The organism is Neopararhizobium haloflavum, assembly GCF_002750855.1.
Lineage (GTDB): Bacteria > Pseudomonadota > Alphaproteobacteria > Rhizobiales > Rhizobiaceae > Georhizobium > Georhizobium haloflavum.
Map to the genome: position 1 here is coordinate 165,583 of NZ_NWUC01000007.1, position 24,673 is coordinate 190,255.

At 61.4% G+C, this 24,673-nt stretch carries 24 protein-coding genes; 10 read left to right on the forward strand and 14 right to left on the reverse strand.

The window, feature by feature from the left end; all coding sequences use genetic code 11:
- Positions 1-33: 33 nt before the first annotated feature.
- Together CN673_RS15775 and CN673_RS15780 are read left to right on the forward strand one after the other, a co-directional pair.
- Positions 34-744, forward strand: coding sequence for a RibD family protein (locus CN673_RS15775; protein ID WP_245409946.1), 711 nt, complete (start codon positions 34-36; stop codon positions 742-744).
- A gap of 27 nt (positions 745-771) precedes the next feature.
- Positions 772-1,335: a cytochrome b gene (locus CN673_RS15780; RefSeq protein ID WP_099867342.1), complete on the forward strand. Its 564-nt coding sequence runs from the start codon at positions 772-774 to the stop codon at positions 1,333-1,335.
- On the opposite strand, the gene CN673_RS15785 is transcribed toward CN673_RS15780, so the two are convergent.
- Genes CN673_RS15785 through CN673_RS15805 form a run of 5 tightly spaced genes read right to left on the reverse strand, consistent with a single transcriptional unit; the run spans position 1,336 to position 6,292 of the window.
- Complete coding sequence (locus CN673_RS15785; RefSeq protein ID WP_099867343.1) at positions 1,336-2,154, reverse strand: SAM-dependent methyltransferase; 819 nt, start codon at positions 2,152-2,154, stop codon at positions 1,336-1,338.
- Positions 2,151-3,197 (reverse strand): glycosyltransferase family 4 protein, encoded by a 1,047-nt coding sequence (locus tag CN673_RS15790; RefSeq protein ID WP_099867344.1) that lies wholly within the window; start codon positions 3,195-3,197, stop codon positions 2,151-2,153. Before CN673_RS15790 ends, CN673_RS15785 begins: the two co-directional genes overlap by 4 nt.
- Before the next feature lie 5 nt (positions 3,198-3,202).
- Positions 3,203-3,610, reverse strand: a complete 408-nt coding sequence (locus CN673_RS15795; protein WP_245409947.1) for a 6-pyruvoyl trahydropterin synthase family protein — start codon at positions 3,608-3,610, stop codon at positions 3,203-3,205.
- A gap of 40 nt (positions 3,611-3,650) precedes the next feature.
- On the reverse strand, positions 3,651-4,628 hold the full coding sequence (locus CN673_RS15800; protein ID WP_099867345.1) for a zinc-dependent alcohol dehydrogenase: 978 nt from the start codon (positions 4,626-4,628) through the stop codon (positions 3,651-3,653).
- Between the two features lie 20 nt (positions 4,629-4,648).
- On the reverse strand, positions 4,649-6,292 hold the full coding sequence (locus CN673_RS15805; protein WP_099867346.1) for a sulfatase-like hydrolase/transferase: 1,644 nt from the start codon (positions 6,290-6,292) through the stop codon (positions 4,649-4,651).
- Between the two features lie 190 nt (positions 6,293-6,482).
- On the opposite strand from CN673_RS15805, the gene CN673_RS15810 reads away from it, so the two are divergent.
- Positions 6,483-7,460, forward strand: coding sequence for a lysylphosphatidylglycerol synthase transmembrane domain-containing protein (locus CN673_RS15810; RefSeq protein WP_245409948.1), 978 nt, complete (start codon positions 6,483-6,485; stop codon positions 7,458-7,460).
- Positions 7,461-7,466: 6 nt separating this feature from the next.
- Here the strand turns inward: CN673_RS15810 and CN673_RS15815 are convergent, their stop codons facing one another.
- Together CN673_RS15815 and CN673_RS15820 are read right to left on the reverse strand one after the other, a co-directional pair.
- Complete coding sequence (locus CN673_RS15815; RefSeq protein ID WP_245409949.1) at positions 7,467-8,201, reverse strand: FkbM family methyltransferase; 735 nt, start codon at positions 8,199-8,201, stop codon at positions 7,467-7,469.
- A gap of 26 nt (positions 8,202-8,227) precedes the next feature.
- Positions 8,228-9,028 carry a CDP-alcohol phosphatidyltransferase family protein gene (locus tag CN673_RS15820; RefSeq protein WP_099867347.1) on the reverse strand — a complete coding sequence of 267 codons (801 nt, stop codon included), beginning with the start codon at positions 9,026-9,028 and terminating at the stop codon, positions 8,228-8,230.
- 237 nt (positions 9,029-9,265) lie between these two features.
- Here CN673_RS15820 and CN673_RS15825 point away from each other — a divergent pair, with 237 nt between their 5' ends.
- Positions 9,266-10,963, forward strand: coding sequence for a phospholipase D-like domain-containing protein (locus tag CN673_RS15825; RefSeq protein ID WP_099867348.1), 1,698 nt, complete (start codon positions 9,266-9,268; stop codon positions 10,961-10,963).
- A gap of 106 nt (positions 10,964-11,069) precedes the next feature.
- Here the strand turns inward: CN673_RS15825 and CN673_RS15830 are convergent, their stop codons facing one another.
- Positions 11,070-11,636 carry a type 1 glutamine amidotransferase domain-containing protein gene (locus CN673_RS15830; RefSeq protein WP_099867476.1) on the reverse strand — a complete coding sequence of 189 codons (567 nt, stop codon included), beginning with the start codon at positions 11,634-11,636 and terminating at the stop codon, positions 11,070-11,072.
- A 340-nt stretch (positions 11,637-11,976) separates the two neighbouring features.
- On the opposite strand from CN673_RS15830, the gene CN673_RS15835 reads away from it, so the two are divergent.
- The 3 genes from CN673_RS15835 to CN673_RS15845 all read left to right on the forward strand — a co-directional run bounded on the left by CN673_RS15835 (position 11,977) and on the right by CN673_RS15845 (position 17,589).
- Positions 11,977-12,717 (forward strand): helix-turn-helix transcriptional regulator, encoded by a 741-nt coding sequence (locus CN673_RS15835; protein ID WP_245409950.1) that lies wholly within the window; start codon positions 11,977-11,979, stop codon positions 12,715-12,717.
- 119 nt (positions 12,718-12,836) lie between these two features.
- Entirely contained in the window at positions 12,837-16,301 is a 3,465-nt protein-coding gene (pyc, locus tag CN673_RS15840) for a pyruvate carboxylase (RefSeq protein WP_099867349.1), read from the forward strand.
- Positions 16,302-16,398: 97 nt separating this feature from the next.
- Positions 16,399-17,589: an MFS transporter gene (locus CN673_RS15845; RefSeq protein ID WP_099867478.1), complete on the forward strand. Its 1,191-nt coding sequence runs from the start codon at positions 16,399-16,401 to the stop codon at positions 17,587-17,589.
- Here CN673_RS15845 and pobA read toward each other — a convergent pair.
- Entirely contained in the window at positions 17,583-18,764 is a 1,182-nt protein-coding gene (gene pobA, locus CN673_RS15850; RefSeq protein ID WP_099867350.1) for a 4-hydroxybenzoate 3-monooxygenase, read from the reverse strand. The two genes, CN673_RS15845 and pobA, sit on opposite strands and share 7 nt — an antisense overlap.
- 113 nt (positions 18,765-18,877) lie before the next feature.
- Here pobA and CN673_RS15855 point away from each other — a divergent pair, with 113 nt between their 5' ends.
- Positions 18,878-19,768, forward strand: a complete 891-nt coding sequence (locus CN673_RS15855; protein ID WP_099867351.1) for a helix-turn-helix domain-containing protein — start codon at positions 18,878-18,880, stop codon at positions 19,766-19,768.
- A 15-nt stretch (positions 19,769-19,783) separates the two neighbouring features.
- Here CN673_RS15855 and CN673_RS15860 read toward each other — a convergent pair whose 3' ends face one another.
- Together CN673_RS15860 and CN673_RS15865 are read right to left on the reverse strand one after the other, a co-directional pair.
- Positions 19,784-20,506 carry a beta-ketoacyl-ACP reductase gene (locus tag CN673_RS15860; protein WP_099867352.1) on the reverse strand — a complete coding sequence of 241 codons (723 nt, stop codon included), beginning with the start codon at positions 20,504-20,506 and terminating at the stop codon, positions 19,784-19,786.
- Between the two features lie 19 nt (positions 20,507-20,525).
- A complete protein-coding gene (locus CN673_RS15865; protein WP_099867479.1) occupies positions 20,526-21,707 on the reverse strand; it encodes an acetyl-CoA C-acetyltransferase in 1,182 nt (393 codons plus the stop codon).
- A 276-nt stretch (positions 21,708-21,983) separates the two neighbouring features.
- Between CN673_RS15865 and phaR the strand changes: the two genes are divergently transcribed.
- The gene (gene phaR, locus CN673_RS15870) at positions 21,984-22,577 is read left to right on the forward strand and encodes a polyhydroxyalkanoate synthesis repressor PhaR (RefSeq protein WP_099867480.1); all 594 of its coding nucleotides are present in this window, start codon (positions 21,984-21,986) and stop codon (positions 22,575-22,577) included.
- 105 nt (positions 22,578-22,682) lie between these two features.
- Positions 22,683-23,114, forward strand: coding sequence for a GlcG/HbpS family heme-binding protein (locus CN673_RS15875; protein ID WP_099867353.1), 432 nt, complete (start codon positions 22,683-22,685; stop codon positions 23,112-23,114).
- A gap of 6 nt (positions 23,115-23,120) precedes the next feature.
- Here CN673_RS15875 and CN673_RS15880 read toward each other — a convergent pair whose 3' ends face one another.
- From CN673_RS15880 to CN673_RS15890, 3 genes are all read right to left on the reverse strand, one after another.
- Positions 23,121-23,528, reverse strand: a complete 408-nt coding sequence (locus CN673_RS15880) for a hypothetical protein (RefSeq protein WP_099867481.1) — start codon at positions 23,526-23,528, stop codon at positions 23,121-23,123.
- A gap of 110 nt (positions 23,529-23,638) precedes the next feature.
- Positions 23,639-23,824, reverse strand: a complete 186-nt coding sequence (gene rpmF / locus CN673_RS15885; RefSeq protein ID WP_099867354.1) for a 50S ribosomal protein L32 — start codon at positions 23,822-23,824, stop codon at positions 23,639-23,641.
- A gap of 160 nt (positions 23,825-23,984) precedes the next feature.
- Positions 23,985-24,632: a glutathione S-transferase family protein gene (locus CN673_RS15890; protein WP_099867355.1), complete on the reverse strand. Its 648-nt coding sequence runs from the start codon at positions 24,630-24,632 to the stop codon at positions 23,985-23,987.
- Between the last annotated feature and the right edge of the window lie 41 nt (positions 24,633-24,673).

The following is a 24,673-nucleotide window of genomic DNA, read 5'->3' on the forward strand; positions in this document are numbered from 1 at the left end:
GCGGCGACCCTTCCACAAGCTGATGAGGAAACGGTGAACATCAGTACCGACATCGCTCGTCATGCGGCTTCGCCCCTTGGCACACCCTTTGTTTTCGGCCAATTGGGTCAAACGCTCGACGGTCGCATCGCCTGCCACAATGGCGCATCCAAATACATCAATGGCTCCGATGCCCTCGACCATCTCCATGGCTTGCGCGCCGAGGTCGACGCGGTCCTGGTCGGCGTCGGCACGGTGATTGCCGACAATCCTCAGCTGACCGTGCGCCGATGCAGCGGGCAGACCCCGCGTGCGATCGTGATCGATCCGCGACGCCGCATGCCGCAGGACGCGGTCCTGATGTCGGCGGGTGACGCGCCGCCCCTGTTCATCCGGCATGAGAATGACGTGCGGTGCGATGCCGACGTCGGCGTTCCATGCCTCGAAGCGGACGCGGACGAGGGCCTGCTTGACCCCGTCGCTATCGTTCGGGCGCTCTGCGCGCGAGGCTATGGCCGGATCCTTATCGAAGGCGGCTCCTCCACGCTGTCCCACTTCATCAATCACCGCGCGATCGACCGGCTTCACATATTGATGGCACCGATCATCCTGGGATCGGGTGTCAACGGGCTGAACCTTGCGCGCATCGACAGCCTCGATGAAGCCTTGCGGCCCAGCGTGCAGGTCTCTCTGTTCGACGACGGCGATGTGCTATACGAGTGTGCGTTTGAAAGCGCCTGGTCCAAGGATGACGCGATCCGGTGATCCGACGTTGATCGAGGAGGGACGGCCTTGCAGCGAACGACCTATAACCCTCTCGCCCGTTTCCTCCACTGGTCGATCTTCCTGCTCGTGGCAATCGGGCTGCCTATCGGCCTGATCATGGTTGAGCGGGATTTCAATCCCGTCACGAACGTTCTCTACACGGTACACTGGTCGATCGGCCTGACGGTCCTGCTTTTGATGGTCGTCCGGATCGTCGTCAGGATCGTCGCGCCCCCGCCAAAGCCGGCCCGTGTCCTTACCGGTGCGCAGCGTATGGTTTCGAGCATCGTCCATATCGGTCTCTACGTCATGCTGATCGTTGCGCCAGTTCTCGGCTGGCTGGGCAAGTCGGCATATGGTGCGAGCCCGGAAGGCATCAGTGTCTTCTATCTCTTTCACGTACCCGTGTTGCTTGAGAAGAACGAGGATCTCGCCGAGACACTGCTGTTCTATCACGGGGTTGCCGTGCGGATCTTCCTGGCGTTTCTCGCCCTCCACCTCGCCGGGGCATTCTATCACGGCGTCATTGCGCGCGACGGCGTCGTCGGCCGCATGGGCATCGGGCGCCGGGTTGCCGAGCCGGAAGCCTGATTACCCAACGAAGATGTCGAAATGGCCCACGACGGCCTGCTCGGACCTCCGCCTGTCATCGAGCCACTTTGCTGCTTCACCCTCGCCGGCGCCGCCCGCCACCGCAGCGTTGGCGATTCCCTCGGCAAGCATGGTGCGCAGTGCCACCTCATCTTGCCCCAGGTCCCAATCGCTGGGTCCGATCGTGGCCGCCAGGCCACGCTCGCGCGCACGTTTCGCCAGATAGCCGGCCGCCTCACCCCCCAAAGCGTGGCCAAAGCCCTTGTCGCGCCGCTGATCCCGATTGAATGCCGCAAGAATCGCCGCGTCGAGAGGATGGGCCGGGAGCCATCGCTCTTCGCCGCTGTAGTTCAGGGCAAAATAGAGACCGAAGCCGTCGGCGACGGCATGCGCCAGCATCCGGTCAAGCCAATCGGCTGACACGAGATCAATCAGCGCCGAGCCCGTGACGACGTCCGGCTCGAATTCGCCGATGAGATCGTTGACCGCGTCCTGAGAGGCAAGATCGACAGTTGTGAAGGTGATCGCAACATCGAGATCGTTCGTCTGCTCGCGCGCCATGGACAGCAGGAGCGCATCGGCATCACACAGAAGCCACCGCTGCGAAACCCCTGGCAGCGCCGCACTCAGAAAAGGAGCCAGAGCGCGGACCGTCGACCCCGTGCCGCAGCCCATATCGATCAATCGAAGTTCGTCTTCCGCGCTTGATAGGTAATTCGCGAAAGCCTGCCGAACGTCGCTGTTGCGGGCTGCGTTGTCGGCGGGTTCGCGCAGCGCGAGCCAGTCGGCGGAAAAGGCATCGTTCGTCTCAGCATTCATTGCTGCTCGTTCCCATCAATTGCATCGGCGATGCGGCGGGCGGTATCTTGCCATCGGGGCAATCTCTGGCCATGCCATGCAGCCCGGCGCGCCATTTCGGCCGCCAGGCTGTCATCACACAGAATTTTCGCGAGCGCGCCCGACAATGCACTGACGTCGCTCGGTTCAACAAGGATGCCTGCATCGGGCGGCACGACATCGGGCACCGCCCCGGCATGATAGCCGACGATCGGAAGCCCGGCGGCGAGCGCTTCGGCAAACACCATCCCGTAGCCCTCATAGTGCGAAGGCAGCGCGAAGACAGACGCCTCTTTGAAGGCAGCGTCCAACTCGGTCGAAGTCAACGGTCCTTGAAGCTCGATACGGCGCTCCAGCCCCGCACGAACGATTGCGTCCTTCACTGACGTGACCGTATCGGGAGCCGCGCTGACGGATCCGACAAAACGCGCGTTCCAATCGAGCTCCTTGATGCGCTCAAGTGCGGCGACCAGATCGACATGGCCCTTGCGCGGCAGGATCGATGCGACCGTGAGAATCAGCGGCGGCCGGGTGGTTCGCGGCGCTATCGTTCGACGATCCGTTCCCGGAAGGGCGACGGTGATCCTGTCTTCGCGAACGGAAAGCAGCTGACCAATGGTTCGCGCCGTCTCATGGCTCGTCACGATCACATGGTCTGCCAGCTTCAGCGCCGCCTTCTCCGAGGCGATCAAAGCCTGGCTTGTCCGCTCAGACAAACCGGTCTCCAATCCCAACGGGTGATGCAGGAGGACGTTCACCGGGCCCGGCGCCATCGCGATGATGTCGGTTGGCATGGCGCCATAGGCAAGACCGTCGATCAGGATGGGGCGCGCGGCGGGTTGGCGCGAAAGCAGCGCGGCCGTCTCACGCAGCGATCGTTCGCTGGGAAACGGATAATCGTCGGCCAGGCGAACCACCTCGCATGTGATCCCCATTGCCTTCCAGCATGCGATAATCTGGCGGGCATAGCCGTAGCCGCCTGTCGGCTGCTCGATATCACCGGGAATGAAGAACGAAATCTCCATGAATGTCAGCGCACGCTGCCCCGGTATCCCGCCCTGGCGAAATGCGATTCATGAAGAAGCACATGGATTTCCTCGACGTTCCCCGACCCTTCGCCAAGCCCGCCGGTCCGCGCGCATTCCGCCAGTTCGTCGAAAATGTACCGGGCCAGGAATTCCGTAGTTGTCAGTTGACCGTCGAACGGATCGAATTCGTCGAGGTTCTGATAGTTAAGCGGCTTGAGCGTCGCTGCAAGCGCTTCCATCGCCTTGCCGATATCGACGACGACATTCTTGCCGTTCAACCGGCTTGCAACGAAGCTGACATCGACCGTGAACGTCGCTCCATGAAGGCTTTGCGCAGGCCCGAAGAACGGATCCTTGAGCGAATGGGCAATCATGATGGAATCGCGCAACTCGACGGAATAGTGAGACATCCAAACTCCCTTGCTTTTCGGGCACGAAAGCCCGTTCTCGTTATGAATAGGACACCGCGGTCGCCAGCCCGTCCGCCTGTGGATCGAGGATTTCACCGATGCGCCGTGTCAGCTCGTCAAAGCGCACTTCGCCGGTGATCACCGCGTCATATTTGTCGCTGCGCAGCAACGCCAGCGCGGCTTCCAGGCGGCGTCGATGGGTCCAGCGCGCGCGGCGCGTGGGCGACACCATGCCGACCTGCGAGGAGCGCAGGACGAGCCGCTTGCTGTGAAACGACTGGCCGAGCGGCAAGGAGGGACATTCATTCCCATACCAGCTGGCCTCCACAACCGTGCTTTCTGTCCCCGCCAAGCCCAGCGCGGTGGTGATCCCGGCCTCGCTCGCGCTGGTATGAATGACGATATCCTGGTCGTCGCGCGCGTCTTCGGGTCTGGCAAAGCGGGCGCCGAGCGCCTCTGCAACGGCCGCACGCTGCGCATTGATGTCGATGACTGTCACGCTCGTGCCGGGAATGTCGGAAGCGATGCCTGCCACAAGCAGACCGAGCACGCCGCCGCCGACGATGCTTACGCTGTCGCCTGGACCGATCGCTCCGTCCCAGACGACGTTGAGCGCGGTTTCCATGTTGGCGGCGAGGATGGCTCTGCGCGCCGGTACGCCTTCCGGCAGTCGGATCAGCGCCGCTCGCGATGCCTCCACCCTTTCCTGATGCGGAAACAGACCGAACCATCGACCGTCCGCGTCCGCACCGACCCACGCATAGCCGTAGCCGACCGGAAACGGAAAATCGCCATGCTGGAACGGCGCGCGCATGCGGTGATACTCGCTTGGCGGGATTTTCCCCTGGTAGACAAGCCGCTCCGTGCCGCGGCTGATCCCGGTGTAAAGTGTGGAAAGATCGCGAGTGGTATCGCCCTCGCCCAGCCGGACCGGCACCTTGCGGATTTCCGCCACGCCCGGCGCGGTGTAAGTCAGGCATCGCGTCATCGACACAGCCCCGTCATTGGAAGAACCCATCGGCCCTCGTCTCGCCTGCGCTATGTGGGACCAAGCGGTTCACCGTCGGCAGCTGGCGGTAGCGGCGCCTCTTCTGCCTCGATGCCGCTGGCAGCCCGTACGAACCGCTCACGAAACGCGTTCATGGCCACCGCCTGACCCTGCGGCGACGGGAGCATGCCATCTGCGAGCCCCCACCGCCGCCGAAATTCACCGACAAGGGCCATGTCGTCGGAAATGACATGATAGGGCACGTCGCGATTCTCCGTCTCACCGGTGAGCATGCGGGACGGCTGATGGTCGCCGAGCACGACCATAACAAAGTCGTCATCCAGACGTTCCTCGACATAGGAGGAAAGATTGGCGAGCGCATACTCTATCGAAAGGCGGAACTGCAGTCTGACGCGATCGGGGTCGCTCCAAACCTCCTTGGGCGTATCGCCGCTGCGGGCCTGGCTGTCGAACACGTGGCCATCGCCGATCGATTCCCAGTCGATCAGTTCAGGAATGGGCGTCCAGGGCGCGTGGCTGGAAATGAGCGCGATCTCGGCGAAAATCGGAGGTCGGTCCTTCCTTTCGCGCTCCAGCCGATCGAAAGCCGACAAGGTATATTGGTCCGGCATCGTCACCCAGTTGAAGGGCAGCCCCTCGTATCCAAGAGCATCTTCGTCGTAGATGGCGTCATAGCCGAAGGCTTCTCCTTCAGGCCAGGCCATCGTGATCGCCGGCATCACGGCGACCGTGCGCCAACCGGCCCGGTCGAAATCATCGATCAGCGTGGCGCGCTCGCTGACGACCAGGGCGTTGTAGCGACGCTGATTGTCGACCCAAAGGCCCGAGAGTACGCTGGCATGTCCGAGCCAGCTCTGCCCGCCGGCCACCGGCGAGGTCAGATAGCCGCTGGCCGCCGCATACCCCTTTTCTTCCACAACCCTGTCGAATTCTCGCAGCACTGGCTCCACATGCGGGCGATAAAGCGGGTTGGACAGAACCGTCCGGCCGTAGGACTCGATGAAGACAAGCAGTACGTCCTTGTCCTTCAGGCGCGAGAACAGCACATCGGAGGGGATTGCCGCGGCGACATCAACGCGCGCCTGCCGTTCGAAGTCCTCCAGATCGCGAAGACTTGTGGTGAAGGCTTGCGCATGGCGAACCATCAAGTCGGTGCTTTTGCTGGAGGTGAAATCGGCAGACCGATTGTTCGGATAGACGGCGGGTATGGAGAGCCCGAGGGCAATCACGGCCGCGCAAAAGCCGGCTGCAATGGACCGGCGCCTGCGCGCGAGGCGTTCAAGGGCGTCGATGGCGAAGAACGATAGGCACGCTATAGCGATGAGGACGCCCACAAGCGCGACGACCAGCAGCCACGCACCGGGTGTACCGATTGCGCCGGAAATGAGGTTCCAGGCCGCACCGAGAAGATGAAAATCAAGGATGGGGCTGAAGGGCCGGCCAAGCGCCTGGATCGCCGCCATATCGGCAAGTTTGATCACGGTAAGGAGCGCGAGACCCAACGCAGCGCCGAAGCGGACGACGGGGCCAAGCACGGAAGGAGCAAGCGCCATGAGGAGGATAGCCACCGGCAGCTCTAGCGGCACGGACAAGAACGGACCGACGCCGAATTCTGCGGTGTCGTTCGGCAGTCCGAGTGCAAAAATCACCAGTGCGAGCCAGACGACGATCATCAAGACTGTCTCGCTGTCCGGACGTCAGCCCGCAATGCGCTCACCGATCGGCTCTTTGATCGCCTTGCCCCGAGCGGGGTCATACTTGCGGCGATTGTGCGCACGCCGTGGCAGAACCAGTGATGTGCTTTATCTGTGTGCTTCAAGATGAACCGGATCCTCCCAATGGCCACACGCGGCGAAGCTCTCGATGTCTGACCACAAGCGGATGCGCATCCGCCAACCGTGGTCCATGATGCCCGAGCGGCATGGAAATGTCATACGCGTGCTGTGCGTCATCGGACTACTCGTCGCGATCATGATCGTCGTCGATTTCGGCGATGCGCTCGAAAGCCTCCTCAACGCCGATCCGCTGCTGATCTTCGTCGCTCTTCTTCTGGTCCAGGGACAGATCGTCCTGTCCGCGCTGCGCTGGCGTTTCACCGCCATGCGCCTCGGCCAGCCAATCGGCACGAGAACGGCGATCGGCGAATACTATCTCGCAAGCCTGCTCAATCTCGTTCTTCCCGGTGGGGTCGGCGGCGATGTGCTGCGGGCCTACAGAATGACGGCGCAAGACGCGGGCGGTTCGTCGGGACGCGATGCACCCGCAACGGTGCGGGCCGTCATGCTTGAACGCCTGGCCGGGCAGGCAGCGTTTTGCCTCATAGCCGCGGCTGGGGCCTTTGCCTGGCCGCTGCTTCTGACGGGATCGCGTCCTGAGGGCACCCTCACGCTTCTGGCACTGCCGCTTCTCGCCGTTGCCATCGTGGCCGCCGCCGCGTGGGCGGTCCTCCGTTTCGGTCCAGAGCCCGCGCGCCGGTTTGTCGCGGACACCGGGCCGGATATCATCCGCGCATGGTTTCGCCAGGGCGCATGGCTGGTGCAAGGCGTTCTGAGCATCGTCATCGCCCTACTCTATATCGCCGTCTTTGCGATAGCCTCCGCGGCCGTCGGCGCCCCGCTATCCTGGCCCGCCTGGATCACCCTCGTGCCTTTGGTTCTCCTGACCATGCTGATCCCCATATCGGTCGGCGGCTTCGGCATCCGTGAAGGCGCGGCAGCAGCGCTTTGGCCGCTGGCCGGCCACGCAGGCTCCTATGGCCTCGCAGCCGCCTTGCTCTACGCGCTTCTCAGCATCGCCGGCGCGGCGCCGGGGCTGCTTCTGGTCTGGAAGAGGCGTCGTTGAGATCGGTCAACGACCGTCCGGGCCGAGGCTGAGAGTCCGGGCATAGATATCACCGGACCGGCCGCTCGCCGCGCAATCGGCCAGCCGCGACCGCAAATCGATGTCCGATAACCATTGTTCGCTTTCGAACCGATGGCTTTCCCCCGACACCAAATTGTATTCGTAGGCGCCGAGCGTGTTCAGCCTGTCGATGCAGGCATGGGCCATGTCGATGGTCGCCGGCAAATACTCGAATGCCACGAGGGCTATCGGCTGGCTGAGACCGGCAAGAATCTCGCTTTCCATCCCCTCCACGTCGATCTTGCAGAAGGCAGGAACGCCGTATGCAGCAATCAAGGCGTCGAGCGTCGTTACCTCGACTTCGGCGCGCGTGTCCCATTCCACTCCGCCGAACCCGGCGCTGTCGCCAACCGCTTCGATCCACTGCGCCGAGAGCGTGGTGACCGTTGGATGCCGGCTGGAAATGTGAAGCGTCATCTGTCCCGGCTCGCGCCCAACGGCCTTTCCGACCAGCTGGAAGCGGTCGCTGCGCACGAAACGGGAAAGAAAGGAGCGGAAGGCCGGCTGCGGCTCGCACGCAACGACCCGCGCACCTGCCGCAAGCATTGCCGCACTGCGGTTGCCGACATGCGCGCCGATATCGAAGCACAAATCCCCGCGCCGGATGATGCGCCCGTAGTGCCGTCGCAACTGCCATTTGCGCCACGGCTGACCGTGATAGATCACGAGGGACCGCGACATGCCCCAGGCGGTCCTGAGCCGGCGTGTCATGGTACGCTCTGCACGTCGGTTCCGGCGCGGTTTCGGCTGAGCCAGACGATGTCGATCGCAAAGGACATCAGGTTCAGACCGAGCGCGGACGCGGCAATGATGACGGCGAACGTCCCATCCACGACCGGCATGACGAGGCCACTGAGAAGGATACCAAGCAGCGCGCAGACCCCTTTCCGCCTGAGCGATGGCGGCATTGGGCGCGAAAGCCAGGGCCACAGATATGCCGCGCCGATGAAGACGTAACGCGACAGCCCGATGAGCACGACCCATGGGCCTGTCTTGTCGAGCACGAAGGCAAGAACGGACAGGATGAGGATGACGAGCGCGTCGCTCTCCATGTCGAAGCGGGCGCCGAAGGCCGATCGTGGACCAACCCGCCGCGCCAGCAGGCCATCGAGCCCGTCGAGCGAGACGGCAAGCACGGCCATGCCGGCAAAGGTCCAGGCCAGATGACTGCTCGGCTGCAGCGTCCAATGCGAGACCTCCGCCGCGTAGCCGGCAATGAGGGCGGCGAGCACCGTGCGTGCCAGCGTCACCGTGTTCGGCCAGCCGAAAACGCTGTGGGGGTGGAAGGCAAGGATTCTCGATACGATGATCGCGCTGACGGTCAGATAGATCGCCGTTGATGTCAGGGCGGCAACGAAACCGAAGGTCGCGACCGAGGATGCATAGACATTGGCGATCATCAGGCAGAAGCCCGCCGCCGCCACGACGCCGACCGTCTGGCGATAAAGGGCGCGCCCCTGACGACGATCAACGTGCCCGTGCACGAGGGTGGACTGTCTGTTTTCCATGGAGCCTTCTACGAGGCGCACGCCGTGCCCGATCACCAGCCGGCAGATTTCTTCCCGGATTGCGGTGAATTTGAGAACACAGTCTTTCTGGAACCGCTTCAGCCATCGTGTGTTTTAGCATTTCATCGTACGCATTCAGTGTCGTCACCTACACCGCCGACAGGCACGATCGACGGGGCCGGCTCAGCCTTGTGACCGGCACGCAGACAAAACCGCTCGGAAGGCTTGGAGTTGCCGATGAAATCAGCAGACCGTGACGACGAACTGTTCGCTACCCACCCGGATCCGGTAGATTTCACTGAAGGCCATCGCATCGAACCACTGATCGGGGGCCAGGCAACTTTTGCAGCCATAGAAAGGGCGATCGAGGAAGCATCCCGATCGATCCATATGGCATACTGGACCCTCGACCCCGCCCTGAAGACAACGAAGAACATCAAGGCGGAAACATTGACCGACCTGCTGCGAGAGGTGGTAAAGCGTGGCGTCGAACTGCGCATCGTGATCGCCGATTTCGACCCGGTCATCGGATCGACATTTCATCTCGACGCCTGGAACTCCTACCGCAAGCTCTCCAGGATCACGGAAGGCCTGGATAAGGACGCGACGAACCGCCTCTCCGTCATGTGCTCCAGGCACGACACCCGATGGGGACCTGTTGCGCGCGCTGCGGCGCAGCCGATCCTGAGGTTCAAGCTTGCGGAAAAGATCGCCGAGATCAACGAGATCGAGCCGCTCAAGGAGCGCCGCGACGCCATCGCCAATGCCCCCGGCCTCTGGCCATTCATCACGTTCGACGGCAAATCTGCGAAGGTCAGGAAAAACGCCTTTCCAGGATTCTACCCGGCCGCCCATCACGAGAAACTGTGCGTTATCGACGACCGCATCGTCTTCCTCGGCGGCCTCGACATCAACGCCAAGCGGCAAGACGACTGGGATCACGACAATGCCTTTCCGTGGCACGACGTCGCCTGCAGGCTGGAGGGCCCGGTCGCGCGATTCTTCGCCAGCCACTTCCGCAGCCGGTGGAATGAGGAGCGCGAGGACAGCCTTGCCTTCATGAAGAACGCCATGCCGCCTGACTCGATCGCGCCTCTGCCCGACGGAATTGGCATCCCGAAACTCGATACCGAAGTGGCCGAATGTCCCGCGATTGAAGATGGTGTGGAGGTCAAGCCGCTACGCACGTTGTCTCGCCAGAACCGCGCCTGGTTCTCCCGCTCACCGCGCAAGCAGATCATGGAGATCAAGGACGCCTATCTGGATGTCATCTCCAAGGCGGAGGACTTCCTTTACATCGAGAACCAGTACATCCGCTCAACGCCGATCGCGAAAGCTCTGGCCGATCGTGCAACGGCGAACAAGAAGCTCGAACTGATCCTTGTTCTGCCACTGATTCCCGAGGACGCTTTCGTTGAGGAAGAGCCGAACATAGCAACGCGCCACGGCCAGTATCTGAGAGAGAAAAACACCGATCTGCTCTATGACGCATTCGGCAAGCGGATCGGCATCTACTCCATGCAAATGCCCCGCGACGACATTCTGCCTGATCCTGAAAAGGACGATGCCGACGACATCATCAAGAACACGATCTACATCCACGCCAAGACGCTGGTCTGCGACGACAAGACTGCGATCATCGGCTCTGCCAATCTCAACGAACGCAGCCTTGTAACGGATACCGAAACCGCGATCGTGTGGCGTGACTTGGCGGGCACCCGGGTGCGCGACTATCGCGTACTGTTGTGGCAACACGCGCTGGATATGGACACCTCGGACTGGACCTCGGATCATCTTTCCCAGTGGAACCGGATCGCCAAGGCAAACGCCAAGGGCGATGCGGACGAGCGCCAGGGCTTCATCGTCACTTTTCCGCGCCGCCACCTGGACGCCCATGCCCGAAGATCGTGGCTCGTACCTGACGAACTTGTCTGAGACGGCAAGCCGCACCCCTTCAGGAAAACGCCTTCGTCCGGATAAACAAAAAGGGGCGGCACTGGCCGCCCCATTTCAGGTCACGAGAACCGCCGTCCCTTCGGCGTTATTCCGCTGCGATACCACGCTGGTGACGGCCTTCCTCGATCTCCTCGACGATCTTGGCGTTGAACGCCGGCAGGTCCTTGGGGTTGCGAGAGGTCACGATGCCTTCGTCTACAACCACTTCCCGATCGGTCCACCGACCGCCGGCGTTAAGCACGTCCGTCTTGATCGACGGATAGGATGTGACGTCGCGATCGCGAACCACATTGGCCTCCACCAGGAGCCAGGGGCCGTGGCAGATGGCGGCGAGCGTCTTTCCCGATTGAGCGAAAGCACGCACCAAGTCAACGGCTTTGGTCTCGACGCGCAACAGGTCTGGGTTGATCTGGCCGCCTGGCAGAACCAGCGCGTCGTAGTCTTCGACCGATACCTCGTCGAGCGTCTTGTCGACGGCGATCGTGTCGCCCCAATCGTTTTCATCCCAGCTTTTGATGTCGCCCTTTTTCAGCGAAACGATGTCGACGGTGGCACCTTTCGACTTCAGAAAATCGTAGGGCTCGTGCAGTTCCGACCGCTCAAATCCGTCGGTCGCGAGAATGGCGATTCTTGCCGTTTCGATCTTGGGCATATCCATGGTCCTTGTTGAATTGATAAGCGCGTTCCCCGCCATGCCGGCCCAACGCATCTTCGGTGCTGCTGTTCCTGAGCGCCGCGACTTTTTCTCCTGTCTGACCCGGCAAACCAGCTCTTTAGTACTGCATGTGATCACCGAAGGTTGGCAGCATCCCTTGGAACTACGGCTCTTGGTTGGCCTTCGCTGCAGCGCACCACCGCCGGTTGGGAAACGCAGTTGTCGATTGTGCCGCCTTTCCCGTTGCACTTTCAGCGATTTTCCCAGTAGTTTTGTGGGGTAGTTCGGCGGCTGGACCCGACTGAACTTGTCCAGAATCTCGCCCGGAGCGCCAATCTTGAATCCAAATGCCATTCTTGCGGCGATCGACGAAATCGAGGGCGTAGACACCGTCGAAGAGATTGTATCGATCATTGCCGATCTGACGCGGCAATACGGCTTTGACTATTTCGGAATCCTGCGCCAGCCAAAGCCGCACGAAAACCCGATGCGTCTCATCTTGACCGGCAGCTTTCCCGAAGGCTGGCCCGAAACCTACATCAAGAAGAGATATGTCCTGATCGACCCGGTGATCCGATACCTCAATCATGTGCGACACGGCTTCCGGTGGACCGAGAGCGCCGTCGTGCACGTCAACGACTCTCATGGTCGCCGCATGGAACGGATGATGGCCGACGCGAAGAAGTTCGGCCTGGAGGATGGCTACTGCTTCCCGGTGCACGGCCGACGCGGCTTGCTGGGACACCTGACCGTCGGCGGCCGTCCTGTGGACCTGACGCGGGCGGACATTGCGCTGTTCGACAGCTTCGCACGCTGCGCGTTCTGGCGACTTCTCGAACTGGTGGAGCCCGACGTCGGAAGCGCACTCGCGCAAAATGTCGAGATCAAGATGACCCATCGGGAGATGGAAGCGCTGAGCTACCTGTCGGAAGGGCTCACCTCGCCGGAGATCGCCACCGAACTCGAACTGTCGAACCACACCGTCGATTGGTACATGAACGGTATCCAGCAAAAGCTGCAGGCCAAAAATCGCCATCACGCCATCGCGATCGCCTTTCGCCTCGGATTGATATCGTAGCCGACCGGCCATCCGACCCGTTTGCAGTGCAACAAAACTGCGCTAGGTAAACAGTCTCCGATACGACACGTCGCTGCCGCGGCGGTTTCCTTCTCGTTTCTTTCCTTTGGGAGACGCCCTTGCCCATCTCGAAAATCCTCGTCGCCAATCGTTCCGAGATCGCGATCCGCGTCTTTCGAGCGGCCAACGAACTGGGCATCAAGACGGTCGCGATCTGGGCGGAAGAGGACAAGCTCGCGCTGCATCGGTTCAAGGCGGACGAGAGCTATCAGGTTGGCCGTGGGCCCCATCTGGAAAAGGACCTCGGCCCGATCGAGAGCTATCTGTCGATCCCGGAAGTGATCCGCGTTGCCAAGCTATCCGGCGCCGATGCGATCCATCCAGGTTATGGCCTGCTTTCCGAAAGCCCGGAATTCGCCGATGCCTGTGCCGAAAACGGCATCATCTTCATCGGGCCTTCGGCCGAGACGATGCGCCAGCTCGGCAACAAGGTCGCCGCCCGCAATCTTGCGATCGAACTTGGTGTGCCGGTCGTTCCTGCCACCGAACCGCTGCCCGATGACATGGACGAAGTACGCCGGATGGCGCAAGAGGTCGGCTTTCCCGTCATGCTCAAAGCCTCCTGGGGCGGCGGCGGCCGTGGCATGCGCGTCATCCGCGAGGCGGGCGATCTCGCACGAGAAGTCACCGAAGCCAAACGAGAGGCCAAGGCAGCCTTCGGCAAGGACGAGGTGTATCTGGAAAAGCTCGTGGAACGGGCGCGCCACGTCGAAAGCCAGATCCTCGGCGACACCCATGGCACCGTGGTCGACCTCTTCGAGCGGGATTGTTCCATCCAGCGACGGAACCAGAAGGTCGTCGAGCGTGCCCCTGCGCCGTATCTGTCCGACGGCAAGCGCGCCGAGCTCGCGGGCTATGCTCGGAAGATCGCCGAGGCGACGAACTACGTCGGGGCCGGCACCGTCGAATTCCTGATGGATGTCGAAACCCAGGAATTCTACTTCATCGAGGTAAATCCACGCATTCAGGTCGAGCACACGGTGACCGAAGAGGTAACCGGCATCGATATCGTCAAGGCGCAGATCCATATTCTCGAAGGCGAGGCGATCGGTACGCCGGAATCGGGCGTCCCCCGGCAGGAGGAGATACGGCTGAACGGCCACGCTCTGCAGTGCCGCATCACCACGGAGGATCCGGAGCAGAATTTCATTCCCGATTACGGGCGGATCACCGCGTATCGCGGCGCCACCGGCTTCGGCATTAGGCTGGATGGGGGGACCGCCTATTCCGGCGCCGTCATCACGCGCTACTATGATCCGTTGCTGGAAAAAGTGACGGCCTGGGCGCCGACCGCGCAAGAAGCGATTCTGCGCATGGACCGGGCTTTGCGCGAATTCCGCATTCGCGGCATCGCCACAAACCTGACTTTCCTCGAAGCCATCATCGGTCATCCGCAGTTTCGCGACAATTCCTATACGACGAAATTCATCGACGAGACGCCCGAGCTTTTTGAACAGGTCAGCCGCCAGGATCGCGCCACGAAGCTTCTCACCTACCTTGCGGACGTCACGGTCAACGGCCACCCCGAGGTCAAGGGGCGACCCTTGCCCCCGGCCGAAGCGGCCAAACCGGTTGTACCGCACATCGAAGACGACACAGTCGTCGATGGCACGCGGCAGAAGCTCGACGCGCTCGGCCCTGAAAAGTTCGCCGAATGGATGCGCGCGGAAAAACGCGTGCTGCTCACCGATACAACCATGCGCGACGGCCACCAGTCTTTGCTGGCAACGCGCATGCGCACTTACGATATCGCGCGCATCGCCGGCACCTACGCCCGCGCGCTGCCGAACCTCTTCTCACTGGAATGCTGGGGCGGCGCGACATTCGACGTGGCCATGCGCTTCCTGACAGAAGACCCTTGGGAGCGGCTGGCGCTCGTGCGGGAGGGCGCGCCCAACATCCTTCTCCAGATGCTGCTGCGCGGCGCCAACGGCGTCGGCTACAAGAACTACCCCGACAATGTCGTGAAGCATTTCGTCGGCCAGGCCGCCGCCGGCGGCATCGATCTGTTCCGCGTCTTTGACTGCCTCAACTGGGTGGACAACATGCGCGTGTCGATGGATGCGGTTCGCGAAGCCGACAAGCTCTGCGAGGCGACGATCTGCTACACGGGCAACATCCTCGATGCCTCCCGACCGAAATACGATCTGAAATACTATGTCGCGCTGGCCCGCGAACTCGATCAGGCCGGCGCTCACATCATCGCGTTGAAGGACATGGCCGGCCTCTTGAAGCCGGCAGCCGCGAAACAGCTTTTCAAGGCGCTGCGCGAGGCGACCGACCTGCCGATCCACTTCCACACCCACGACACTTCCGGCATTTCCGCCGCCACGGTGCTTGCCGCTGTCGACGCCGGTGTCGATGCCGTCGATGCAGCGATGGACGCCCTCTCCGGCAACACGTCCCAGCCTTGCCTCGGCTCGATCGTCGAGGCGTTGCGCGGAACCGAGCGCGATCCGGAACTCGATCCGGAATGGATCCGCCGCATTTCCTTCTATTGGGAAGCCGTGCGCAATCAGTATGCCGCCTTCGAAAGCGACCTGCGCGGCCCGGCCTCGGAAGTCTATCTGCATGAGATGCCCGGCGGACAGTTCACCAATCTGAAGGAACAGGCGCGATCCATGGGGCTTGAAGCGCGCTGGCACCAGGTCGCGCAGACCTACGCCGACGCCAACCGGATGTTCGGTGACATCGTCAAGGTCACTCCCTCCTCAAAGGTCGTCGGCGACATGGCATTGATGATGGTCAGCCAGGACCTCACCGTTGCCGACGTGGAGAATCCGAAGAAGGACATCGCCTTCCCCGATTCCGTGATTTCCATGATGCGCGGCGACCTCGGCCAGCCACCCTCGGGCTGGCCCAAGGACTTGCAGGAACGCATCCTGAAGGATGAAAAACCTTATACCGAGCGGCCCGGCGCGCTCCTCGAAGCTGCGGACCTGCCCGCCGAGCGTCGGGAGATCGAAGAAAAACTGGAACGCGAGATCGATGAACAGGAGTTCGCCTCCTACCTCATGTACCCCAAGGTATTCACCGATTATGCGCTGGCCGCCGAGACCTATGGTCCTGTGAGCGTGCTGCCGACACCGGCCTATTTCTATGGTCTCGATATCGGCGACGAACTCTATGTCGATCTGGAAAAGGGCAAGACACTGGTCGTTCGCAACCAGGCGATCGGCGAGCCCAACGACAAGGGCATGATCACCGTCTTTTTCGAATTGAACGGTCAGCCGCGTCGCATCAAGGTGCCCGATCGAAGCCAGGGCGCCGGCAGCGGCGCGCGTCGCAAGGCCGAAGCTGGCAATGCAGACCACATCGGCGCGCCCATGCCGGGTGTCGTCTCAAGCGTCACCGTATCGCCCGGCCAGAAGGTCTCCTCCGGTGACGTACTGCTTTCGATCGAAGCGATGAAGATGGAAACGGCAATCCATGCCGACCGCGATGGCACGATCGCCGAGGTGTTGGTCAAGGCCGGTGACCAGATCGATGCAAAGGACCTTCTCGCGGCATTCGAGGCAGATTGATCGGCGGGAGCGCTATTTGGCGCGAGCTGCCTTTTCTTTGTCATCTAATCGATTTAAGGGAGCGGGAATACCACTCTCTTTTTTCCAAGGCATGCTCATGCATAGTCCAATCGACGCGACGCACGAAACCATGCGCGTCTCCTCGTTTCCGAGGGGCCGGATGGCGATCTCAGCGCTGTTCTTTGCCAATGGCTTCACGGTTGGCAGCTGGGCCCCGAAGATTCCCGAATTCGCCAGCCGGCTCGGCCTCGGCGAGAGCGCGCTCGGGCTCATGATCCTGGCATTCGGCCTGGGCTCGTTGCTGATGATGCCGGTCGTCGGCGGCATGATCGCACGCCTTGGATCATCAAGACTGGTGAAGGTCACCAGCATTCTCGGTCTTCCCACGCTGCTGCTTCTCACGCTCGCACCGACGGTGCCGGTTGCAGCGATCACCATCTTCCTGCTCGGCGGATTGATCGGCGCGATGGACGTGGCGATGAATGCCAATGCTGTCCTGGTGGAAAAGCGCATGCGCCGGCCGATCATGTCGTCCTGTCACGGTTTCTGGAGTCTGGGCGGTCTCTTTGGCGCGGCGCTCGGCGGCCTCCTGATTGGCGCGGTCGGCATCATGGCCCATGTCCTGTTGGTCACACTATTCCTGACCGCCGTGGTCCTTGGCGTTGTCGGCATGGTGAGCGAAGACAAGACGACCCACACCGAGGAAAAGGTACCGCTACGCCTGCCACAAAGCCCAATTCCTTATCTCGTCGGCATCATGGCTCTGTTTTCCATGATGCCGGAAGGCGCCATCCTCGATTGGGGCGCGCTCTACCTGAGGCAGGAACTGTCTTCGACGCTGACCCAGTCCGGTCTGGCCTTCGGCGCGTTCTCCGCCACCATGGCACTGATGCGCTTTGCCGGCGATCCAATCCGCGAAAAGCTCGGTGCCGTCACCACGCTGCGGGTTTGCGCGCTTTTTGCTTTCGCGGGCATGATGATTGCGGGTCAGGCTCCGACTGCAACGATCGCGATCGTCGGCTTCGCCATATCCGGCATCGGGATTTCCAACATGGTCCCGATTGCCTTTTCCGCTGCCGGCAACCTACCGGGTATGGCGCAAGGCATAGCGCTGTCCGTCGTCACTTTCATGGGCTACTCCGGGATTCTGGTCGCGCCGTCTCTGATCGGTTTCATCGCCGAGTTCACGAGCTTCTCGATCGTCTTCACTGCCTTGCCGATGTTGTTTCTGGTGGTTCTGGCGCTATCCAGCCTCGCCCGCCATGCCAACATGCGCGACCATCAGTAGGGCAGACCGACGTAATTCTCCGCCAGCGACTTCGATGCCGCCTCCGAATGCACCAGATAGTCCAGTTCGGCTTCCTGGATGCGCTGACCGAAGGTGCCGTTGTCGTCGAACCGATGCATCATCGTCGTCATCCACCAGGAAAAACGGACCGCTTTCCACACGCGCGAAAGTGCCCGCTCCGAATAGCCGTTGAGCGCGACATCGGACTTGTCGAGATAGTGTCCTGCCAGCCCTTCCATCACATAGTGCACGTCGGATACGGCTAGGTTGAGCCCCTTTGCTCCCGTCGGCGGCACGATGTGCGCCGCATCGCCGACGAGGAACAATTTGCCGAAACGCATGGGCTCCACGACAAACGACCGCAGCGGCGCGATCGACTTTTCGAATGATGGGCCCGTGGTCATCGCCTGCGCCACCTCATCGGGCAGCCGCCGTCGAATCTCATCCCAGAACATGTCGTCGGTCCAATTCTCCGCTTTGTCGTCGAGTGAGCATTGGACATAGTAGCGGCTGCGCGTCTCGGTGCGCATCGAACACAGCGCGAAGCCGCGGGGGTGATTGGCATAGATCAGCTCGTGGCTGACGGGGGGGACTTCGGCTAGGATTCCCAACCAGCCGAACGGATAGACTTTCTCGAACGTCTTCAGCGCCGCTTCCGGCACAGCCTTGCGGCTTGGTCCGTGATAGCCGTCGCAACCGATGATGAAGTCGCAATCCACGCGATGCGTAACGCCGTCCTTGCGATATGTCACGTATGGCTGGCTGCCGTCGAAAGCATGAGGTTGCGCATCCTCCGCTTCATAGATGGTCGAGGCCCCATCGCGTGTGCGCTGGTCCATGAGGTCTTGCGTTACCTCGGTCTGGCCGTAGATCATCACCTTCTTGCCGGCGGTCAGGTGCTCAAGATCGATACGGTGGCGTCGCCCGTCGAAGGTCAGGTCGAAGCCGGAATGCGGCAGTCCCTCCCGATGCATCCTTTCGGCCACGCCCGCTTCTTCGAGCTTGTGCACCGTGCCTTCTTCCAGAACACCGGCGCGCACGCGCCCCAGGATATACGCGGCGCTGACCCGGTCGAGGATGACATTGTCGATACCTGCCTTTGTCAGGAGCCGACCGAGCAGGAGACCTGATGGGCCGGAGCCGATGATCACAACCTGGGTACGTGTCCTGGACATGGATTTCCTCCGCATGAATACCAGGAAGATTGACCGTCCGGGCGTTTCAAAGAAAGGGACGATCGGATCATACGACTGGACTTTTCGACCATGCCGCATGAAGCATATGATCCATGGCAATCACCGTTCCTACCTATGATCTTTATGGCGACGAGGCGCATCGGCCTCAGGCAACGCCGGAATTTCAGCTTCACTTCGAGCCGATATTCGAGCGTTCAAGGGAACATGGCTGGGAGATCCGTCCCCATCGCCACCGACACTACTATCAAATTCTCCACATAATCGGCGGGCGGGCGGAACTGACCATCGGCGCGGGCTATCGGTCACTCGCCCTGCCATGCCTCATCCGCGTTCCGACCGGCAGCATCCACGGCTTTCGTTTTTCACACGACGTCGACGGTTACGTCCTGACGATTGCGGCAATGCGCTTGTCCGGCCTGCTGGGCGCGGACGCCGAACCGCTGCTTGCGCGTGACCAAGCCGACGCGCTGGCGCTGCATCCGGGCGGCGCGGTCACCGAGGCGCTGGGTGAACTTTCGTTGGAGTATCGCGCGCGGCGTCGAGGCCACGAAAGGATCGTGGAAAGCCTCCTGATGCGCGCCCTCATCCTTTCCGCTCGCCTCGAAGACCTTTGGCCCGCCGAGCAAGGCGGCTGCCGGCGCGATATCCAGCGAATGGACCGGCTGGCGGGGCTCATCGAGGCACATTTTCGCGCCCACCGCCCTGTTGCCTACTATGCCGAGATGCTCGGCATGTCTCAGACGCATTTGACACGCATTCTGAGACAGGAGCGAGGCCAGACGCTGCAGACGATCCTGGCCGAACGCCTCGTCGAGGAAGCCAAACGGGATCTGATTTTCGGGACACAACCGGTAAAGGAGATCGCGCTATCGCTCGGCTTCGAGGACACCGCGTATTTCTCCCGCTTCTTCCTGAGACGGACCGGCCTCCAGCCAAGCCGCTTCCGCGCGTTGCATCAGGACCGCCAGACCGAGCGGCCCTGATGAACTGCTATGCCATCAAACGAAGAACTGGCCACCATTGGCGGAAATCGTCGAGCCATTGATGAAGCCTGCATCTTCCGATGCCAGGAAGACGACGCAACGCGCGATTTCTTCCGGCTCACCCAGGCGGCCAGCCGGGATCTGCGCCACGATGGAATCGCGGACCTTCTCCGGTACGGCCATCACCATTTCGGTGGCGATATAACCGGGGCAGATAGCGTTGACCGTGATGCCCGATCGAGCCCCCTCTTGGGCAAGCGATTTCGTGAAGCCGAGATCGCCGGCCTTCGCCGCCGAATAGTTTGCCTGACCCATCTGGCCCTTCTGCCCGTTGATCGAAGAGATATTGATCACACGGCCATACTTTCGGTCGCGCATGCCGGTCCAGATCGGGTGGGTCATGTTGAACAGACCCGTCAGGTTCGTATTGATCACCTCGTTCCACATCTCGGGCGTCATCTTGTGGAACATTCCGTCACGTGTGATGCCGGCATTGTTGACGAGCACATCAATCGGGCCGAGGTCGGCCTCTACCCTAGCGATCCCCTCCTTGCAGGCGTCGTAGTTCGAAACATCCCACTTGTAGACGGAGATGCCTGTTTCCTCCTTGAACGCGTTCGCCTTTTCGTCGTTGCCGGCATAGGTCGCCGCGACGGTGTAACCGGCGTCCTTCAACCCCTTGGAAATGGCCGCGCCGATACCGCGCGACCCTCCCGTGACGAGTGCCACTCGTGCCATGCTGTCCTCCCTTTTGTTGTCAGCGTTCCAAGCACATGGCGACGCCCATGCCGCCACCGATGCAAAGCGTTGCGAGACCCCTCTTCGCGTCGCGACGCTTCATTTCGAAGAGCAGCGTGTTGAGGATGCGCGCGCCCGAGGCGCCGATCGGATGGCCGATGGCGATCGCGCCGCCGTTGACATTGACGATCTCCGGGTTCCATCCGAGATCCTTGTTGACGGCACAGGCCTGTGCGGCGAAGGCCTCGTTGGCTTCGACGAGGTCGAGGTCGTCGACCTTCCAGCCCGCCTTTTCGAGCGCCTTGCGCGAAGCCGGGATCGGTCCGGTTCCCATGATCTGGGGATCGACACCGGCTGTCGCCCAGGAAACGATCCGCGCCAGCGGTGTGATACCGCGCTTTTCGGCTTCCGCCTCGCTCATCAGCACCGCAGCTGCCGCACCGTCATTGATCCCGGAAGCGTTGCCTGCGGTCACCGACCCTTCCTTGTCGAAAGCCGGCTTGAGCTTCTGCATTCCCTCGATCGTGGCGCCCTCGCGGATGTATTCGTCATTTTCCACGACAGTCTCGCCCTTGCGGGTCTTGACCGTGAACGGAATGATCTCGTCCTTGAAACGACCCGCCTTCTGCGCAGCTTCCGCCTTGTTCTGCGAGGCGACGGCGAAAGCATCCTGATCGTCCCGCGACAACTGCCACTGACGGGCAACGTTCTCGGCCGTGTTGCCCATGTGGTAGCCGTAGAACGCATCCATCAGGCCGTCCTTGATCATGGTGTCGACCATCTTGAAGTCGCCCATCTTCACGCCCGACCGCAAATGCGCGCAGTGCGGCGCCATCGACATCGATTCCTGGCCACCCGCGACAATGACGTTCGCATCGCCGGTAGCGATCTGCTGCATACCGATAGCGACGGCGCGAAGGCCCGATCCGCAAAGCTGGTTCAGGCCCCAGGCGGTGGCCTCCTGCGGGATACCCGCCGCCATGGCCGCCTGGCGAGCCGGGTTCTGTCCCTGGCCGGCCGACAGAATCTGCCCCATGATGACTTCGTCCACGTCCTTGGGATCGACACCTGCCCGCTCCAGCGCGCCCTTGATCGCGGCGGCGCCAAGATCATGCGCGGGCGTGTTGGCGAAAGCACCGTTGAAAGAGCCGACGGCGGTGCGTGCCGCGCTGGCAATGACGATCGATTGTCCGGAGGCCATGGTCTCATCCCGTTTTGATTGTGATGTTTCACCGGCTTTCGGCCGGCTGTCATGAAGCGTCTTTGCAACGAAACTGAACGAGCGCGCCGTCGGAGTCAAACCGATCTTGCACTGCCGTGAAGAGCGGATGACGACCACAACCCGCGCGCAAAAAACGCTGCTGGGAGCAAGGCTTCGCCGCATCGCACAAAGCATTTGTCATGCTGCGACGATTTCGCATAGAGTTGAACATCAGCAGCAATGCTGACAGGCGCGTTTTGGTTGCAAGGGGAGAGCATGGCCAAAAAGGACGGTGAGATCATCATCAAGAAATACGCCAACCGGCGCCTCTACAACACCGACACGAGCACGTACGTAACCCTCGATGACCTGGCGGTAATGGTGAAGAATGGCGATGATTTCGTTGTTCAGGACGCCAAATCCGGAGACGACATCACACACTCCGTTCTCACGCAGATCATTTTCGAGCAGGAATCGAAAACGGGGAACACGCTTCTTCCGATTTCCTTTCTTCGCCAGTTGATCGCTTTCTACGGCGATCAAATGCAGATGGTGGTGCCGAGCTATCTCGAGCACTCCATGCATGCGTTCACGGCCCAGCAGGGTGAAATGCGCGAAAAGATGGCCAAGGCCTTCGGCGACAATCCGATGGCGCGCAACATGCAGTTGCCGATGCAGATGGTCGAGGAGCAGGTGCGTCGCAACACGGAGATATTCCAGCAGGCCATGCAGATGTTCTCACCGTTCGGTGGCGGGCAGCGTGAAGACAAGGACGCTGCCAAGCCGAAATCGAACGAAGGGCGCGACATCAATGATCTGAAGGATCAGCTGCGCACGCTTCAGGAAAAGATCGACCGGCTCGGCGAATAACCTTTTCGTCTGGGGCAATTCAGTTTCAACGCCGGCGATCTGTCGCCCGCCCCGCGCGCGATGCATTCTCGCCGCGACGAATAGACAACATGAGAGGAAGACCACGTGGCTGACATTTCGCTGAGCAAGGCCAACCGCATCATCTCAGGATGCCTCGCAAAGGCGCGGGAGATGTCCTGGAAGCCGCTTGGGGTCGTGGTGCTGGACTCTGCCGGCCACATCAAGGCAAGCCAGCGCCAGGACGGCGCCTCGATGTTGAGGATCGAGATGGGAGCCGGAAAGGCCTATGGCGCCCTGGCCATCGGCTCGGGCTCGCGCTGGCTCCACAACCAGGCCGAGACCCGGCCCCATTTCTTGACAGGCATGGTCGGCGTTTCGGACAATCGGATATTGCCCGTACCCGGCGGTGTTCTGGTTCTCGACAAGCGCGGCACGATCATCGGCGCGGTCGGCATCAGCGGCGATACGGCGGACAATGACGAAGCGGCAGCGATCGCCGGCATCGAACACGCCGGCCTGACCGCGCAGGCAGACTGACGGCGCTCAAAGGCCGATCGAAACGTCGCGCTGCGCCGAACGCAGCGCGACGGCAAATCCGGCGATCACATCGATGAAGGCGATCGCCATTAATATGAAGAAGACGTCCGTCGCCGCACTTTGAAAAAGCAGGAATTCCACCAGGAAGACCACGAAGACCAGCAGCGACATCAGGTGGTCGAATATCTGGAAGCGCCCACCCCGTGTCGCTTTCAGGATTTCAATGAAAAGCATAGCGAGCGCGATGACGATGATGAGGTCGCCGAAGCTCATCGTCCAGACAGCACCGGAGATCATCTCCAGACTGACGATCTGCCGCTCAAGCCATTGCGGGCCACCAAGGCCGATGAAGCCGAACATCGCGATGTTGTAGAACGCGAATGGCACGATCATGAGGGGCAGAGCAGCAAGCACGCGCATTCTCCGAACGCTGATCCGACGTTACGCCAAGGCTAACGCAAAAAGGCCGGCGACTGCCAGCCTTCACGCATCATCATGAATTCCCGCGCAAGCGCGAAAATCGATCAGGCGTCGTCCTTGACGGCCAGGACCTGGCGACCGCGATACATGCCTGTCTTCAGGTCGATGTGGTGCGGACGGCGCAGTTCGCCGGAATTCTTGTCCTCGACATAGGTCGGGGTTTTCAGTGCGTCGGCCGAACGGCGCATGCCGCGCTTGGACGGCGTGGTCTTTCTTTTGGGTACAGCCATGGGACACTCCACTCACGGGGGGCAACGAAAGGACCCACGACCATCGTGTCGGTCGTATGCGTACGTTGCCGAATTCGGAAATCGGGCCGGTACATACATGCTTGAGGGCGGTTTGACCAGCACCCGGCGCGATTTTTATCGACGGCGGAGCAGGCACGGATCAGACCTCGTCCTCGGCCACGACCCACGGCTCCGCCCGAGCGGCGCGCTCCCACTCCTGCCAGGCTGGAAGTGCCTTGATACGCTCCATATACGAGAGGGCGATGCGGTCTTCCGTCAACTCGTACACGTCAAGCCGGTTGACGATCGGCGCGTACATCGCGTCGGCCGCGCTGAATGCGCCGAAGAGAAAGGGGCCGCCTGATCGTGAAATCGCCTCGAACCATGAGGTCACGATGCGGCGGACATCGGCCTTGACCGCACACGACACAGAAATCGCCCGGCGCTCACGCCGCATGTTCATCGGACAGGCGGAGCGCAGAGCGTGAAAACCTGCATGCATCTCCGCAGCCATCGCACGGGCTGTCGCTTTTGCCCGAGGCTGGTCCGGCCACAATCCATGCTCGGGAAAGCGATCGGCGCAATAGTCGATGATCGCCAGCGACTCCCACACCACAAGATCACCATCCTGCAAAACTGGAACACAACCGGTTGGGGAGAAGCGCCGAAACGCGGCATTGCCGGAGGGAAAGTCGAATGGAACAAGGTTCTCGACGAACTCGATCTTCGCAACCCGCATGGCAATCCACGGGCGGAAGGACCAGGAAGAGTAATTCTTGTTGGCGATATGAAGTGTGAGCTGCGCCATCGGGTGTTTCATGCCTTCTGAGGAAAGCCGCAAGACTACGC